We start from the raw sequence: 16,428 nt of genomic DNA on the forward strand, positions 1-16,428 counted from the left end.
TCATTTTAGCATGAAACTTACACTTTCTCAACAAGATGTTTATTTCGAACAATTACTGTTTCCAAATGATCCAATTTACAATATTGGCGCTAAGATCGAAATCAAAGGAGCCATAAATGTCGCGGTATTTAAGGAAGCATATAAAAAACTGATTGACCAGCACGATACCTATAGAAGTATTTTGCTGAAAAATCAGGAAGATGTTAGCATGAAAGTAATAGAAGAGCACCAGTCTGAATTAGGCTGGGTTGACTTTTCTACAGCTGATAATGCCGCAGAACAAGCCGCTGTTTATATGCGAAAGGAGTTTACAAAGCCTTTTGATTTGTTTGATGAAAAACTGCTGCATGTTTTTACATTGGTAAAAGTAAGCGACAGTTTCCATTACTTGTTTTCAGTATACCATCACATCATAACCGATGGTTGGGGAACTTCATTGATGTTTCAAAGACTGGTACAGAATTACAACGAGATTTTGGAATTTGGTGAGGTTAAAACAGCATATCCGTTTAGTTATAAGGATTTTGCCGAAGATGATTTTGATTACCAAAACTCAGTATCTTTTGCCGAAGACAAAGCGTATTGGGTTGAAAAGTTTGCAGCATTGCCGGAAGCTTTATTAGAAAAAGAATCAGCAAGTATAAAAAATATAAATCAAGTCAATAAAAGTTCCCGCAAAGAACTCATCATCAAAAGAGAACTATACAATGAATTAAATCAATTGGCGGCAGCGTACAAATCATCTTCCTTTCATTTGATTCTGGCGGTTTTGTACACCTATTTTGGTAGAAAACACCAGAACAATGATTTTGCGATAGGTTTGCCGGTATTAAACAGAAGTAAAGCGATTTACAAAAAAACGGTAGGTCTTTTTATGGGCGTTTCACCTTTGAGGATTCCACTTGATTTTGAGGCAACTTTCGAAGATTTAGTCCTTCAGATAAAAAATCAGTTGCGACAGGACTACCGTCATCAACGCTTTCCTTTGGGGAAACTGATTCAGGAACTTCAGGCTTTTAAGGAAAAAGAAAAGATATTTAACATCACACTTTCCTACGAAAAGCAAAATTACGCAACCAATTTTGCCCATACACAAACACGAGTTATTCCGCTAACACATGAATCGGAACGTGTTGCTTTGGCAATTTACATACGTGAGTTTGACGAGCAGGAAGACGTGAAAATTGATTTTGATTACAATGTAAACTACTTCAATGATTTAGAAATCAAACAAGTAGTAAGTCATTTTCAGAATCTATTGAAACACGTTTTAGCACATCCTGATAAAAAACTAAAAGAGTTTACTTACTTAACAGCAGAAGAAAACAATCAAATTTTGGTAGGATTCAATGATACTGAAACCGCTTACCCTAAAGATAAAACCTTTTTGGATTTGTTTCATCAACAAGTGGAGCAATTCCCGGGAAAAGAAGCTTTGTGTGATGATTTACGTTCGTATTCTTATGCGGAGCTTAACAAAGTATCCAATCAAATAGCAGAATATTTGATCGCTTCTCATGGTAAGAAAGACAAATCTCCCATTGCCGTATTATTAGAACGATCTGCCAACATGGTGGTCATTTTATTAGGAATACTAAAATCGGGCAGACCTTATATTCCGCTGGATCCCACATTTCCTGAAGAAAGGCTCAATTACATTATCGGGAACAGTCAAAGTAAGCTATTGATTAATGAAAAAGAATACAGCTTAAACACTGCGAATGATGAAGTTGTAATATCGGCAGAAAGTATTTTTGAAATTCTAGACAGTTTCAAAGGTGCTTCGGGAAAACCCGTTTCTCCAAACAATACCGCTTATATAATTTATACATCGGGATCAACAGGAAATCCTAAAGGAGTTGAAATTGGGCATCAATCGTTGCTTAATTTCCTGACCAGTATTCAGATTGAGCCGGGAGTAAGCGCAAAAGATTTGTTCTTTTCTGTTACAACCTATTCATTTGATATTTCAATTTTAGAATTCTTTACACCCTTGATTGCAGGCGCTACTTTGTATATGGCGAATCACGAAGTACTTTCAGATCCGTATTTGGTCATAGAAAAACTAAAAGAAGTGCAGCCTACCGTTATTCAGGCAACGCCAAGTTTTTATCAAATGTTGTTTCATGCAGACTGGCAAGGAGACAAACGATTGAAAGTACTGTGTGGAGGCGATTTGCTAAGCGAAACGCTGGCAGAAAAACTGGTAGACAATTGTTTAGAAATCTGGAATATGTACGGACCAACCGAAACGACCATCTGGTCAAGCCAAAAGAAAATAGAACAGCCAAATCAAGCATCAAACATTGGTAAACCCATAAACAACACGCAGTTTTATATTTTAGATCAATTTCTGAATCCTAAACCAATTGGAACTACAGGAGCCATTTACATCGCTGGAGACGGATTGGCAAAAGGATATTATAAAAATGAAGAACTAAGCAAAGAAAAGTTTATTGCAAATCCGTTTAGCAATGCAAGTTTACTATATGAAACGGGCGATGTTGGGAAATGGAACAGTGAAGGTGAAATAGAATTTTTAGGAAGAAATGACAATCAGGTAAAAATTAGAGGATATCGAATTGAACTTGGTGATATCGAAACGCAATTAAATCAGATCGAGGGTATTGAAAATGCTGTTGTACTGGCTAAAAAAGGAAATCAGCAAGAAGCTTTTTTGGTAGCGTTTATTCTTAAAAATGATAACAATCCCGAAGAACAAAAAATCAATACGATATTGAAGGCGAATCTTCCGTATTATATGATTCCGCATAGCATTATTACCTTAGAAAAATTTCCGCTTACGCCGAATCAAAAAGTAGACAGAAAAGCCTTGTTGCAACTGGATATTCAGCAAAATATAAGTGAAGCCGATTTTACAGCACCAACATCTGATTTAGAAAAAAAGCTTGCCTATTATTGGAAACAAGTCCTGCATACCAAAGAATCTATTAGTGTAAACGATAATTTTTTCGCTTTGGGCGGACATTCTCTGAATGCGGTAAAACTAATCGGATTAGTGAGTAAAGAGCTTTCATTTACCATTAGCTTAAAAACTATTTTCGACTATCCTACAATTGAGACATTAGCAAATCATTTGCAGGATCTTAAACAGGATCAGGCAATGGCATTAACGACAGCCGAAACTAAAAGTTTTTATAACGTAACACCTTCACAGTACAACATCTGGCTGGCATCGCAACAAGAAAAAGGATCGATTGCCTATAATATGTCTGCTGCCTACCATGTTACAGGAACTCTTAATGTACAAGGAATTGAAGACGCAATAAAGAAGATTATCAGTAAGTATGAAATTCTAAGAACGAATTTTATAGAAATCGACGGACTTCCGTTTCAAAAAATCAATCCGATTGATGCTATTCAATTTAACATAGCTATTGATCAGGTCAAAAGCGAAAATATTGATCAAAAAATAGAACAGTTACTAAATACAGCATTCGATCTGGAAACAGCTGTATTGCTTAGAGTAAATGTACTTCAATTAGAAAACGATCAATTTGTATTGCTTTTTGCTACGCATCACATAGTTATGGATGGTTTGTCTCTGGAAATCTTTATTGAAGCATTTATTCAAAATTACAATAGCAGCGAGAATCTAGCAATAAGTACCGAAGATCATTTGCAGTTTCAGTTCAAAGATTACTCCGAATGGTTCAATAGAATTGCAGAAGAGCAAGCGGTTAAAAACGAGTTGTTTTGGGAAAATTATCTTGAAGATTATCGTCCTGAACCTTCTTTTGATCACGATTCCAGTAGTGCAAACGATCATCAAAATGGGGGTAAGTTTCTTTTTGAATTAACAACAGAAGATACTTTAGCATTAAAAGAAACAGCACTAAAAGAGCAAGTCACCTTATATACCATTTTAATGGCAGCGCTGAATGTCTTGATTTACAAATTCTCCAACCATAATGATATTTGCATCGGAACGGTAAATTCAGGCAGAACAATTCCGGAATTGAACAATCAAATCGGAATGTTTGCTAAAACAATGGTGCTACGAACTAAAATTGAACCTGAGCAAACTTTTGTAACGTTGTTAAAAAATACGCAAGATAATTTATTAGAAGTAAATGAATATCAGGATGTTCCGCTTACGACATTTTCAAAATCCGTTTTTGATGTACTGTTAGTGTATCAGAATCCTGAGTTTTCATTTGGAGATATTGAAGATTTAAAAGGCTTTAAATTAACGACTTATCCTATTGATAACAAGTACAGTAGATTGTCGGTTGTGTTTAACTTTTTTGAAAGCGATCATAAACTAAAAGCAATTGTAGATTACAATGCTGATTTATTTGATGAAAACACGATAGAAATTATTACACAAAAATTCAGCAAAATTTTAGAGCAGGCAATAAGCAATCCATCGATAGAAGTAGGGGGAATTGATGCCAGTTTAGGATTTGAAAAAAATACAGCATTCGACTTTGAATTCAATTTCTAGAAAACCGGAAGCTTTAGTTCACATCTATTTTGCGTATTTATCCTATGAAAATCATGAGAAGCTGTTGAAACAGTATTTGCATAAGTTTCCAGTTGATTATCAGGAGAAAATTAAACGCTTTAGACGATGGGAAGATGCACAATTATCGCTTTTAGGACGAATATTATTGTACAAAGGAGTAGAAGAAATTTATAAACAGAATCCTCATACCAAAATAATTAAGCATACCGAATACAACAAGCCTTATTTTGATAATGATAAAATTCAGTTTAATATCTCGCACTCAGGAGAAATAGTAGTTTGCGCCTTAAGTGATGAACAAGAAATAGGAATTGATATTGAAATTGTATCCGACATTAAAATAGCCGATTTCAGATCACAGCTTACTGAAAACGAGTGGCAAAAGATTGCTTTAGCAGCTAATGCAAATCATTCTTTTTTTGAGTATTGGGCTCAAAAAGAAGCGGTTATAAAAACACACGGTCATGGATTATCAATTCCGCTAACCTCATTTGAAATTGTGGACAATACAACCACAATTCATAATGAAGAATATTATTTGCAACAGCTCAATATTAATGAAAAATACAAATGTTACCTCGCCTTAAAAACGAATAACAGCAGTATAACAATAAAAGAATTTAACCATAACGAAATACTTTAATTAAAACCAAAATGAAATACAACCTAAAAAAACTAACCGGATTTTTTTTATTTCTAAGTCTGTTCACCACTTGCTTGCATGCTCAGACAGCAAATGTTAAGCTTGAAAAAACTGCATCGTTTTTTCCTGATGAAAAAATGATAAATGACGACAATATCGAATGGAAGTACCTGACTGTTCCGGAAAACTGGGACAAACCTCAGGGAAAAACCATTAAACTGGCTGTTGCGATTCTAAAAAGCACTTCAAAAAAAGGGAGTTCAAATCCAGTTCTTTTTGTAGAAGGCGGACCTGGAGCCGGAGAAATTCGCGGCATCTGGACATGGCTGCAAAACCCAATTCGAGAGCAAAGTGATATTGTTTTGGTTGACTTACGCGGAGTTGGATTTTCTTTCCCTAAATTTTGTCCTGAATTAGGAACAAAGTTTTTAGAAATTCTATCCAAAAATCAAAGCAAGAGCGAAGACGAACAGCAAAAAGTACTCGCTGCAATGGATTGTAAGCAAGATTTGGTAAAAAGAGATATCGACCTCAAAGCATACAACAGCAAATCGATTGCTAAAGATTTGAATGCCTTAAAAAAAGCGTTGCAATATGAAAATTGGAATGTTTACAGTGTTTCATACGGTACCTACACAGCTCAGGTATATGCTAATGATTTTCCGCAAGATGTTAAAACATTAATTTTAGATTCTTCGATTCCGGATATTTCAAAATCATATTATAATCAAAACACTACAAATTACATAAGCAGTTTAGAAAAAGTTTTTGATGCCTGTAAAAATGATCCTAATTGCAATGAACAATACCCAAATCTTGAAAAAGCATATTATGAAATAATAGATAAATTAGATAAAAAACCAATTACGGTTAAGGTAGATAAAAAAATAATTCCTACGGGTGAATTTACCTATAACACAGAAGATTTTAAGGTTTGCATTCAGCAATCTCTTTACAGAAAAGAACTAATTCAGGTAATTCCTTTACTAATTACAGAATTCAATAAAGAAAACAAAAATACGCTGAGTTCTTTGGTGGCGGCTTTCTCAGGAGCTTTAAGTTTAGATTATGGATTGTTTTATTGTACAATTTGCGACGAAGCTTTGCCGTATAATTCGTTTGAAGCTTTCAATAAAGATGCTCAGAAAAACAATAAACTAAAAGGCGGATTGTCTTTTTATAAATCTGATTTTTTGGTATGTGATAAATGGAATCAGGGAATTACCGCAACAGCAACGACACCAAGTGATTTATCGAATCTGGCTTCGTTAAGTGCACCAGTTTTAGTGCTCTCAGGAAAATATGATCCTGTTACACCAACAGAAAACGGAACAAAAACCACTGATATTTTCAAAAAAGCCTATTTAGTAAGTGCTCCCGTTTCAGGACACGGACCAAGCTTTTCAATAGAAGGATTTGAAATTGTGGCTGATTTTCTTAAGAATCCAACTCAAAAGCCAAGTACTAAAAAACTCGATGCCGATCAAAAAGTCAGTTTTGTTACGAATGTAAAAATTAACGGTGGAGTTTCCAATTTTGCGAATAGTGTAGGAGAGCTGAATTGGCTGTTTTTTGCTCCTTTTATTATTGCAATGTTAATTCTGATTGTTGCAATTTTCAATTTTGTTTATACATTAATCAGAAATAAAAAAGATGTAAAACAAAATAAACTGATGAAAGGTTTAATTGTAATAACCTCGATCTTAGGTTTGTTTGCCATTGTTGGATTTGTTATGGCATTATTAAGCACAGTACAAGACAATTTTTACATATTAGCTTTTGGCTTGTCGCATACCTTCGATTATTTATTCGTTATACAATGGATATTTGTTGCCTTAACCATATTCTCAGTACTTTATTTTGCACTAAGAATTAAATCGGTTTCAAACGGAGGCGTAATCTCAACGATCCTGTTTTCTTTTGTACTGATAAATGTATATTTCCTGTATTGGGGATTTTTTTGAGAATGGTAAATGGTGAGTTATAGAAGTTAAACGAATTATCGATTAAACAAATCAACGATTCAACATTTACAATTCACCATTCAAAATTCACCATTATAAAAGTCCGAGTTTCCTCGCTTTATCAATCAGGTCTTTATCACCGCCTTTGGTATCGAGGATTTGGTCTTTGATATTGGCTTTACGTTTTTCGATGGCGCTCATAGAAAGCGGAATGTAATTGGGAAGATTAACAGTTTTGACACCTTCTGATAATAATATTAAAATTTGACTATCATGATTGTCCCAATTGATATTTTTTTTGAACAATTCTCTTTGAGAATCTTTTATAGTCTGGCTTTTAAAAAATTCACCATTTAGAATTTTTTGACAGATTACCGGAAATAGTTCGAAGTTTATATCGCTTTTTGCAATAAATCCTTCCGGTTTTATTTCTTTAATGATCTTGTCAACAGTCAAAGGTTCGCTATGCATAGTAAGAAGAACTACTTTGCAGGAAGGAAATTTTTTTCTAAGAAGTATAGCTAAATCAACCCCATTATTGATATTCTGAGCTTTATAAGGCGGAATGCTGATATCTAATAAAGCAAAATGTATTGAAGTTTTTTGTTTTTCGTAAAGTTCTATTTTATTGAATGCTTCTTCACCATTATAACTTTTGATAAAATGCAAATCCTGTTCTTTAAGCCCATTATATGATAATAAATTAATGTAACTGTCAACAGTCATAGGATGATCATCAACGATAAAAATGTTTAAACTCATAAATTAAAATTCAATTTGAACCAAATATAGTTAAAATACTACGGAAATCCCGTACAATTTAAAAAAAATAATGTTTTTCTTTTACGGATAATTCATAATAACTAAAAAAAATATTATCTTATGAAAAGTAAATTGTACATTTTGGGGCTTGTCTTTATTTCTCTTTCAGTATTTTCTTGTTCAACTGATGAACTTGAAAATCAAGATGTTAAAGGCGTTAAATTTGAAAAACGGAATGAGTTGGCGACTCAAAAACCAGATTCGATCATTGTGGGAGCACAGCCATTGCCGGACAATGGAGGTGAAAATGTTTATGGAGATCCAAGTAATCCTAAACCACCTAGACGCTAGGCATTTATTTAGCGATTATTAATAGTATTATGTTCTGATTTATTTCAAAATGATATATTTGTTGTAATAAAAATACCATTTTTAACTTGACTATTCAAACTCGATTTTTTTACATCTTTATTGTTCTCATTTTTTTTTCTTGTAAAAAAAATGATTCGACGAATTATAAAAACAGCGTAACACATCTATTTGATAAAAATTACGCGACTAGTTTAGAGAATCAAAAAAAGGAGGAATATTTAGATTCCAGCCTTTATCTTTTGAAGAAGATCCGGAATAATGCAGAACTGCGGGATGTCTATCTTGAAATAGCATCAGAGTATTATTATATCAATAGTTCTAAAAAATCGTTAGCGGTAAGCTTAAAAGCTTTAGAACTTTCAAAACGTGCCAATGATAGTATCAGAATGGCAAAGGCGTCTTATTTTGTGGGAGATTGTTATGAAAATACACGAAAAGACAGTGCCTATTTTTATTATCTGCAGGCTGAGAAATTATATCATAAACTTCAGGATTATGACAATGTTGCCAGGATGCTTTTTAGCAAAGGCTATGTTTTATTTTATGATGGTAATTACGTAGAATGCAGTGTTGAAATTTCTAAAGCTTTAAGTTATTTAAAAGGATCTAAAGATTACGAACTAATCTATAGTTGTAATACGTTAATGGGCAATTGCCTCGAAAAATTAGTTAAATACGATCAGGCTTTACAGTACCATGCTACCGCTTTGGAGGTGTTGGGCAAAATGAAATTCACAGGTAAAGATGATATTAATAAGTACAATGTCAGTTCTATAATAAATGTCTGTAATCTGTATGATTTACAAGGTGAGTATGCAAAATCGGCAAAAATACTAGAACCACTTTTAACTCCCGACTTAAGAAAAAAATGGCCGCGATTGTACGCCAATGTCATGAGTAATCTGGCGTACTCAAAGATGAAAAATAAAGACTATGAAAATGTAAAACCAATGTTGCTCGAGTCACTAAAAATAGTCGATAGCATAGGTTTAGGTCCAGATATTTTATATAAAAAAATTCGAATAGGAGAATATTATCTGTCTCAAAAAGATACTCTAAATGCTATTAGTACTTTAGAAGAAGCAAATCATCTGGCAGTAACGTTAAACAGCAGTAATGAGATTTTAACGACATTGCGATTTCTGTATAAAACAGATAAAAAAAAGATGCTGTTCTACACCAAAGAATACATCAAACTTAGTGATAGCATCAATGCAGTGCAAAAAAATGCTCATGATAAATATTCGCGAATCGAATACGAAACTTCAAGAATCGAGGACGAGAATAAAATTTTAACTAAGAAAAACTTTTACATCTTAATTTCATCATTTGTTTTAATCTTAGCTTTATTAATCTTTACGCTTTTTAGAGGATTAAAATATAAAAATCTGGAAATGAAGTTCTTTAAAAAAGAGCAACAGGCAAATGAAGTGATTTATCAATTATTGATGGATCAGCATGAGAAAATAACCACCGCGCGAGAAAACGAAAAAACCAAAATAGCCAAGGAATTACATGACGGCATTATGAATAAAATTTATAGTGTCAGAATGAATTTAGGTTTTTTTAATTCGCAAAACGGTAACGAGATTGTAGAAAAAAGAAAATACTACATAACCGAATTACAACATATTGAAACAGAAGTCCGCACGATTTCACACGGTTTAAGTAACAGCGCTTTCTTAGAACATAACGATTTCAATAATTTGCTATTAACTTTAGTAGATCATCAAAAAGAGATAAGCGATACCAAGTTTGTTTACACAGATAATGAAACGATCGACTGGAGAAGCATTCAAATTATTTACAAAATAAACCTCTACAGAATAATTCAGGAGGCCATTCTGAATGTCAATAAATATGCAAATGCCAAAAGTTGCGAAGTAAAGATTTATAAAAAGAAACACAACATTCTAAAACTTACCATAACCGATGATGGCGTTGGATTTGATGTGAAAAACAGAAAAGCAGGAATTGGTTTAAGCAATATGAGAGACAGAGTAAGTTCTCTCAACGGAAAGTTTATTGTGGTTTCCAGCGTTAATTCCGGAACAAAAATCGAGGTTACTTTTACACTTGATTGGTTGTAGTGAAGTTATTCGTCCTTTTTCAATTGCACACCTTTTAAAAGTTCACTTGGAGTTGTATCCAGTGCATTTGCAATTCTTATTAGTAAATTTATAGTGATACCTTGTTCGTTTCGGAGAATTCTTCGAATCGTAGTTTCAGTACAGTTGCTATCTCTGGCAAAAGAACTTTTATTTCCTTCATATTTTACAAGGAATAAATTATAAATTCTTTCGACTAATTCGGACTCTAATTTTTCAATGTGCTTCATTTAACAAAGAAAAAGAAGTCAAATCAGCATTTTTAAAATTAAATTCGACTTATAAGTCGAATTTTTTATTATTTTTGTTCAAGAATATATGGATGCTAAAATGATTAACATAATTATTGGATAAAGGTATTTGTCATTGTATGTCATTTCGACGAAGGAGAAATCTTCGTAAGTGACTCCACAAAGAGAGTGCAATCTTTGTCGACTTTGCAACGAAGATTTCTCCTTCGTCGAAATGACAAGATTGTGTAAGTTGTTGTTATTAAGCTGTTCGTGGTGTTTAAAAGCACTTGGTACAAAAATAAAACCGTTTAGTACGGTACTATCCGTATAGTACCGTACTAGAAAATCAATAGCTTACTTGCGCCATATTAGACGGAAAATAAGTTTTTCGTGTAGATAAATTAAATAACTAATAAAAATTATGAAGGTGATTGACAGTGCAGGATTGCAGATAGTAAGTAAAATTATTAAGGAAAGTATTAGTACCAAAAAAATACATTGTTTTTTGGAAAGAAGGGAAATCAAAAATATTAAAAATCCGTCTTCCCATGACATGGAATCGTATGCAGAACATACTCATTTTCATATTTTGGTTTTAACAGATGAATATACTGCACATGCTGCTACTAAGTTAAATACCATTATAAAAACCAAAACAAAAGGAAGGTATTCTGCAACAATTTTGTTGTATCCAATCTAGAGGAATAAAACCTTTCACTCGGTTTAGAGATAGTAATAAAATGGAAAAGCGAATTATATACAGTTCGCTTTTTTTGATTCTAAAATTATGTCCTATTCTATTATAATTTAAAGGTATTTTTACGAAAGTTTTGTTTTGCTTTGTTAAGCTGGAATAACTGTAAAGTAAATTAATGTAATGCACTATAAAAATAAGCTTTTAAGAAAGTATCAGAATCATAGGTATTACATTATCACGACTAACTTTGCAATCTGATTGCATAAATTATTTCATACATTTGTACTATATGAGATGGAAAACAACAATATTATTAATTTACATACTAGGACTTCTTGCAGTTCCGTGCAGTGATGTATATAATAGTTGCGAAGATTCTTCATCCAGCCAAACAGAACTGACTCACAGTCACAGCGACGACAATGATGATCATTGCACACCTTTTTGCCAATGTTCCTGCTGTAGTGTTTCAGCTCTTAAATTTACTTTTAAACTACCGGAATTTAATCTTCCACAACAACTAATCAGTGTTAGAAATGTAGTATTAAGAGACTGTCAGGTTATTTCCCGTTACTCCGGAAATATATGGCAACCGCCTAAACTTTTCGTCTAGAATTTATTTTTGAATTGTGCTTTACTCACATGGTAATTTTTCTTTGGATAAATCACCAGTATCGTGATGTATCTTAAATTCCTGTAATCACAGGTCTTTTCTGCGCGCACATTCTAATTTTCTTCATTTTATATGGTGAAAGAAACTATTTTCTAAACTTTAAATTAGTTACATCGTGTTAGATAATATAATTAAATTCAGCATTAAGAACAAAATCATTATTGGTTTAATGACATTGCTTCTTATTATTTGGGGTGCCTGGAGCGCTACCAAATTGCCCATAGATGCCGTGCCTGACATCACCAACAATCAGGTACAGATCTTTACCAGCAGTCCTACACTTGCCGCACAGGAAGTAGAACAGCTCGTAACATTTCCGATAGAACAAAGTATAGCAACAGTTCCAAAAATTCAGGAAATCAGAAGTATTTCAAGATTTGGACTTTCGGTAATTACCGTTGTGTTTGACGATGAAACCGATATTTATTTTGCCCGACAGCTTATCAATGAAAGATTGAAAGAAGCTCAGGATAAAATTCCACAAGGTGCAGGAACTCCGGAAATGGCTCCAGTAAGCACAGGACTTGGAGAAGTGTATCAGTATATTATTCATCCTAAAAAAGGAAGTAAGAATAAATATAATGCCAAAGATTTGCGCACCATGCAGGACTGGATTGTGGCCAGACAATTGTACGGAACACCCGGAATTGCAGAGGTAAACAGCTTTGGAGGAGAACTCAAACAATACGAAGTGGCCGTAAATCCGGACCGATTGAAAGCAATGGGTGTGAGTATTCCTGATATTTTTACTGCTTTGCAAAAGAACAATCAGAATACGGGAGGTGCTTATATTGATAAGAAGCCAAATGCTTATTTTATAAGGGGAATTGGTTTAGTAACTTCCTTAGAAGACATTAAAAAGATCGTCGTAAAAAATACAGGAGCAGCACCAATTTATGTTAGCGATGTTGCTAATGTACGATTTGGACAAGCCGTTCGATATGGCGCTTTGACCTACAATGGCGAAGTTGATGCCGTTGGTGGTGTTGTCATGATGCTAAAAGGCGAGAACAGCAACGAAGTAGTAAAACGAATTAAGGAAAAACTGCCTACGATTCAAAAATCACTTCCGAATGATGTTGTAATCGAACCCTATTTAGACCGTACAGATTTGGTAGGAAGAGCCATAAGTACCGTAGAAAAAAACCTTGTCGAAGGTGCTTTGATCGTAATTTTTGTACTGGTATTGTTTCTGGGAAATCTTCGTGCCGGACTAATCGTTGCTTCCGCTATTCCGCTTGCGATGCTTTTTGCTTTGGGAATGATGAACGTTTTTGGCGTAAGTGCTAATTTAATGTCGCTTGGCGCTATCGATTTTGGACTTATTGTCGACGGTGCCGTTATTGTAGTAGAAGCGACTTTACATCATTTAGGAATGCGAAAAACACTCCGAAGTCTTACCCAAGACGAAATGGACGAAGAAGTTTTTCAGTCGGCCTCTAAAATACGTACAAGTGCTGCATTTGGTGAAATCATAATTTTAATTGTTTACATTCCAATTCTGACACTTGTGGGCGTAGAAGGAAAAATGTTTCGTCCGATGGCGCAGACTGTAGGTTTTGCCATTTTTGGAGCACTGATTTTGTCACTGACTTACATTCCGATGATGTGTGCATTGTTCTTATCCAAGAAACCCAATCATAAAGAGAATTTTAGTGATAAAATGATGCAAAAACTGCAAAATATTTACCAGCCTTTACTTCAAAAAGTAATCAATGTTAAGTATGCTGTCGTAGGTTTTACAGGTTTATTATTTGTAGTTTCGATTATCTTTTTTACCAGAATGGGAGGTGAGTTTATTCCTCAGTTACAAGAAGGCGATTATGCATTTCATTGTATTTTGCCACAAGGAAGTTCCTTGAATCAGAGTATCGAAACCTCTATGCAGGCTTCGAGAATAATCAAAGAATTTGATGAAGTTAAAATGGTGGTAGGAAAAACTGGAGCTGCCGAAGTACCAACAGATCCAATGCCGCCCGAAGCAACAGATTTAATGGTAGTGCTTAAACCCCAAAGCGAATGGAAATCAGGACGAACTTACAATGAACTTGCAGACGCAATTATAGAAAAATTAGAAGTTATTCCCGGCGTTTTCTTCGAAAAGAATCAGCCTATTCAAATGAGGTTTAACGAATTGATGACAGGAATCCGACAAGATGTTGCCGTAAAAATATTTGGAGAAAATCTGAACACACTTTCGCAATATGCCAAAGAAGTCAGTGAGGTTATTAAAAGCGTTCCCGGTGCAACTTCACCACAGGTAGAAAGAGTAAGCGGATTGCCTCAAATAAATATCGAATACGACAGGACCCGCATCGCCAATTACGGATTAACAATAGAAGACGTAAATGATGTTGTAAGTACCGCTTTTGCCGGAAAAAGTGCAGGTCAGGTATATGAAAACGAAAGACGTTTTGATTTAGTTGTTCGTTTAGACAGCATTCACAGAAGCAGTATCGATGATGTAAGCAACCTTATGATTCCAACCAATACCGGAAATCAAATTCCGTTATCACAAGTAGCCAATATAGACTATAAACTAGGTCCCGCGCAAATAAGCAGAGAAGCAGGAAAACGCAGAATTGTAGTAGGATTTAACGTAGCGGGACGCGATGTTCAAAGTGTGGTAGAAGATATTCAGGAGAAATTGTCAGAAAAAGTAAAATTGCCTCCGGGTTATTATTTTACGTATGGAGGTCAGTTTGAGAACCTGCAACAAGCAAGCGCCCGTTTACTGGTTGCCGTTCCGGTATCGCTGTTATTAATTTTTGGTTTGTTGTATTTTACATTTCGTTCTTTTAAACAGGCTATTTTAATATTCACCGCCATTCCAATGAGTGCAATCGGAGGTATTTTTGCTTTGATGCTAAGAGGAATGCCCTTTAGTATCAGTGCCGGAATTGGATTTATTGCCTTGTTTGGTGTAGCAGTCCTAAACGGTATTGTTTTGATTGGAACTTTTAACCAGCTTGAAAAAGAAGGTATAACAGATATTTTACAAAGAGTAAAAGAAGGAACGATGACAAGGCTTCGTCCTGTATTAATGACAGCAACTGTTGCTTCATTAGGTTTTTTACCAATGGCCATTAGCAGCAGTGCAGGAGCAGAGGTACAAAAACCGCTGGCAACAGTAGTAATAGGAGGTTTGATTACAGCGACATTCCTTACCTTGTTTGTACTGCCTTTGCTGTATATTATTTTTAATTCTAAATTCAATTTTACAGGTAAATTCAAGATGAAAAATGCAACCTTAATTGTACTGTTTTGTTTGGCTGGTCTGGGATCTGTTAACGCTCAGGAAAGAATCTCTATGGATCAGGCCGTTGAAACTGCTTTGCAAAACAATCAGCAATTAGACATCAATGAAGCTGAAATTCGAAGTGCGGGATTTAATGTAAAAACTGCCATTGATATACCAAAAACCGGAATATTTGCGGAAAACGAAGACCTTCGTCCGACTGATAATGTTGGGATATTAAAGATTGGTATCTCACAAAGTGTTGCATGGCCTGGATTGTATGCAGCCAGAAAAACATATTTTAAAGAACAGTTAAAGCACGCAGAATTAAATACGGGAGTTTTAAATGCGACAATAAAAAGAGAAGTGCGAACTGCGTATTACAAACTTTGGTATTTGCAGGATAAACAATTATTGTACACACGTTTAGACAGTATTTATACCTTACTTTTTAAGACAGCGGAAGTTCGTTTAAAAGCTGGTGACGTAGCAAAACTGGACAGAATTGCAGCCGAAGCAAAATTGTACGAGTTAAAAGCTTTTTCAGATCAGAATAAAAAAGATATGACCGTGCAGCAACAACAATTGATGCTGTTATTAAATCAGAATACATGGTTGCTTCCTGTAGAAGCTCCGTTAGGAAAGGCTGATGTCGTGTTATCTGAAACAAATGGACTTCATCCTTTGTTGGTATTGCAGGAACAAAATGTAAAAATTGCAACATCCAATGTTTCCGTACAACGAAATACCAACATGCCCGAATTCTCAGGAAGAGTTTTTAGCCAGCGTCTTTGGGGAGCAAATGATCCCTATACCGGATTTTCTGCTACAGCTTCTTTCCCTCTTTTTGGAGCAGGATCAGCACACAATAAAGTAAAGGCAGCGGCAGCTGAAAAAGACGTGCAGGAAAAGAATCTGACCTATCAAACGCAACAGCTGCAGACTCAAAAAGCATCGGCTATTGCAGATATCGAGAAGAATCTTTCGTTACTGAATTTTTATGAAACATCAGGATTAAAACAATCAGAAGAAATTATAAAAGCAGCGACATTAAGTTACAGATCAGGAGAAATTAGTTTTGCTGAATTGGGTCAGTTTTTAAGTCAGGCGGTAGGAATACGTCAGAATTACTTAGATGTTCTAAACCAGTATAATCTGTCAGCAGTTCAGTTTAATTATTTTAATAATAAATAACAGGCACAAATTCCTTTGTTTTCTGTCTTGAAAATCAAAGTTTAAAAGACAGATT

Annotated in this window: 10 protein-coding genes; 8 read left to right on the forward strand and 2 right to left on the reverse strand. The window is 34.5% G+C overall.

Features of this window, described 5'->3' with window-relative positions; all coding sequences use genetic code 11:
- Nucleotides 1–10 precede the first annotated feature (10 nt).
- Genes B0A66_RS13390 through B0A66_RS13400 form a run of 3 tightly spaced genes read left to right on the forward strand, consistent with a single transcriptional unit; the run spans nucleotide 11 to nucleotide 7,096 of the window.
- Nucleotides 11–4,468, forward strand: coding sequence for a non-ribosomal peptide synthetase (locus B0A66_RS13390; RefSeq protein ID WP_089050352.1), 4,458 nt, complete (start codon nucleotides 11–13; stop codon nucleotides 4,466–4,468).
- Nucleotides 4,452–5,132: a 4'-phosphopantetheinyl transferase family protein gene (locus B0A66_RS13395; RefSeq protein WP_244283482.1), complete on the forward strand. Its 681-nt coding sequence runs from the start codon at nucleotides 4,452–4,454 to the stop codon at nucleotides 5,130–5,132. The genes B0A66_RS13390 and B0A66_RS13395 overlap by 17 nt, the downstream gene beginning before the upstream one ends.
- 11 nt (nucleotides 5,133–5,143) lie before the next feature.
- The gene (locus B0A66_RS13400) at nucleotides 5,144–7,096 is read left to right on the forward strand and encodes an alpha/beta fold hydrolase (protein ID WP_089050353.1); all 1,953 of its coding nucleotides are present in this window, start codon (nucleotides 5,144–5,146) and stop codon (nucleotides 7,094–7,096) included.
- Between the two features lie 93 nt (nucleotides 7,097–7,189).
- Here B0A66_RS13400 and B0A66_RS13405 read toward each other — a convergent pair whose 3' ends face one another.
- Nucleotides 7,190–7,858, reverse strand: a complete 669-nt coding sequence (locus B0A66_RS13405; protein WP_089050354.1) for a response regulator — start codon at nucleotides 7,856–7,858, stop codon at nucleotides 7,190–7,192.
- A gap of 141 nt (nucleotides 7,859–7,999) precedes the next feature.
- Between B0A66_RS13405 and B0A66_RS13410 the strand changes: the two genes are divergently transcribed.
- Together B0A66_RS13410 and B0A66_RS13415 are read left to right on the forward strand one after the other, a co-directional pair.
- Nucleotides 8,000–8,209 (forward strand): hypothetical protein, encoded by a 210-nt coding sequence (locus B0A66_RS13410; protein ID WP_208862583.1) that lies wholly within the window; start codon nucleotides 8,000–8,002, stop codon nucleotides 8,207–8,209.
- A gap of 260 nt (nucleotides 8,210–8,469) precedes the next feature.
- Nucleotides 8,470–10,320, forward strand: a complete 1,851-nt coding sequence (locus B0A66_RS13415; RefSeq protein WP_244283483.1) for an ATP-binding protein — start codon at nucleotides 8,470–8,472, stop codon at nucleotides 10,318–10,320.
- 5 nt (nucleotides 10,321–10,325) lie between these two features.
- Here B0A66_RS13415 and B0A66_RS13420 read toward each other — a convergent pair whose 3' ends face one another.
- Nucleotides 10,326–10,568 carry a helix-turn-helix domain-containing protein gene (locus B0A66_RS13420; protein ID WP_089050357.1) on the reverse strand — a complete coding sequence of 81 codons (243 nt, stop codon included), beginning with the start codon at nucleotides 10,566–10,568 and terminating at the stop codon, nucleotides 10,326–10,328.
- Nucleotides 10,569–10,992: 424 nt separating this feature from the next.
- On the opposite strand from B0A66_RS13420, the gene B0A66_RS13425 reads away from it, so the two are divergent.
- The 3 genes from B0A66_RS13425 to B0A66_RS13430 all read left to right on the forward strand — a co-directional run bounded on the left by B0A66_RS13425 (nucleotide 10,993) and on the right by B0A66_RS13430 (nucleotide 16,373).
- Nucleotides 10,993–11,271: a hypothetical protein gene (locus B0A66_RS13425; protein ID WP_089050358.1), complete on the forward strand. Its 279-nt coding sequence runs from the start codon at nucleotides 10,993–10,995 to the stop codon at nucleotides 11,269–11,271.
- Between the two features lie 286 nt (nucleotides 11,272–11,557).
- A complete protein-coding gene (locus B0A66_RS22735) occupies nucleotides 11,558–11,881 on the forward strand; it encodes a DUF6660 family protein (RefSeq protein WP_123868240.1) in 324 nt (107 codons plus the stop codon).
- Between the two features lie 175 nt (nucleotides 11,882–12,056).
- Complete coding sequence (locus B0A66_RS13430; protein ID WP_089050359.1) at nucleotides 12,057–16,373, forward strand: CusA/CzcA family heavy metal efflux RND transporter; 4,317 nt, start codon at nucleotides 12,057–12,059, stop codon at nucleotides 16,371–16,373.
- The last annotated feature ends 55 nt before the right edge of the window (nucleotides 16,374–16,428 follow it).

It is taken from the genome of Flavobacterium hercynium (assembly GCF_002217285.1).
GTDB classification, from domain to species: Bacteria; Bacteroidota; Bacteroidia; order Flavobacteriales; family Flavobacteriaceae; genus Flavobacterium; species Flavobacterium hercynium.

Coding starts and splice junctions, on each gene's coding strand:
- B0A66_RS13390 (WP_089050352.1), top strand. CDS start 11: ATGAAACTTACACTTTCTCAACAAGATGTTTATTTCGAACAATTACTG.
- B0A66_RS13400 (WP_089050353.1), top strand. CDS start 5,144: ATGAAATACAACCTAAAAAAACTAACCGGATTTTTTTTATTTCTAAGT.
- B0A66_RS13405 (WP_089050354.1), bottom strand. CDS start 7,858: ATGAGTTTAAACATTTTTATCGTTGATGATCATCCTATGACTGTTGAC.
- B0A66_RS13420 (WP_089050357.1), bottom strand. CDS start 10,568: ATGAAGCACATTGAAAAATTAGAGTCCGAATTAGTCGAAAGAATTTAT.
- B0A66_RS13425 (WP_089050358.1), top strand. CDS start 10,993: ATGAAGGTGATTGACAGTGCAGGATTGCAGATAGTAAGTAAAATTATT.
- B0A66_RS22735 (WP_123868240.1), top strand. CDS start 11,558: ATGAGATGGAAAACAACAATATTATTAATTTACATACTAGGACTTCTT.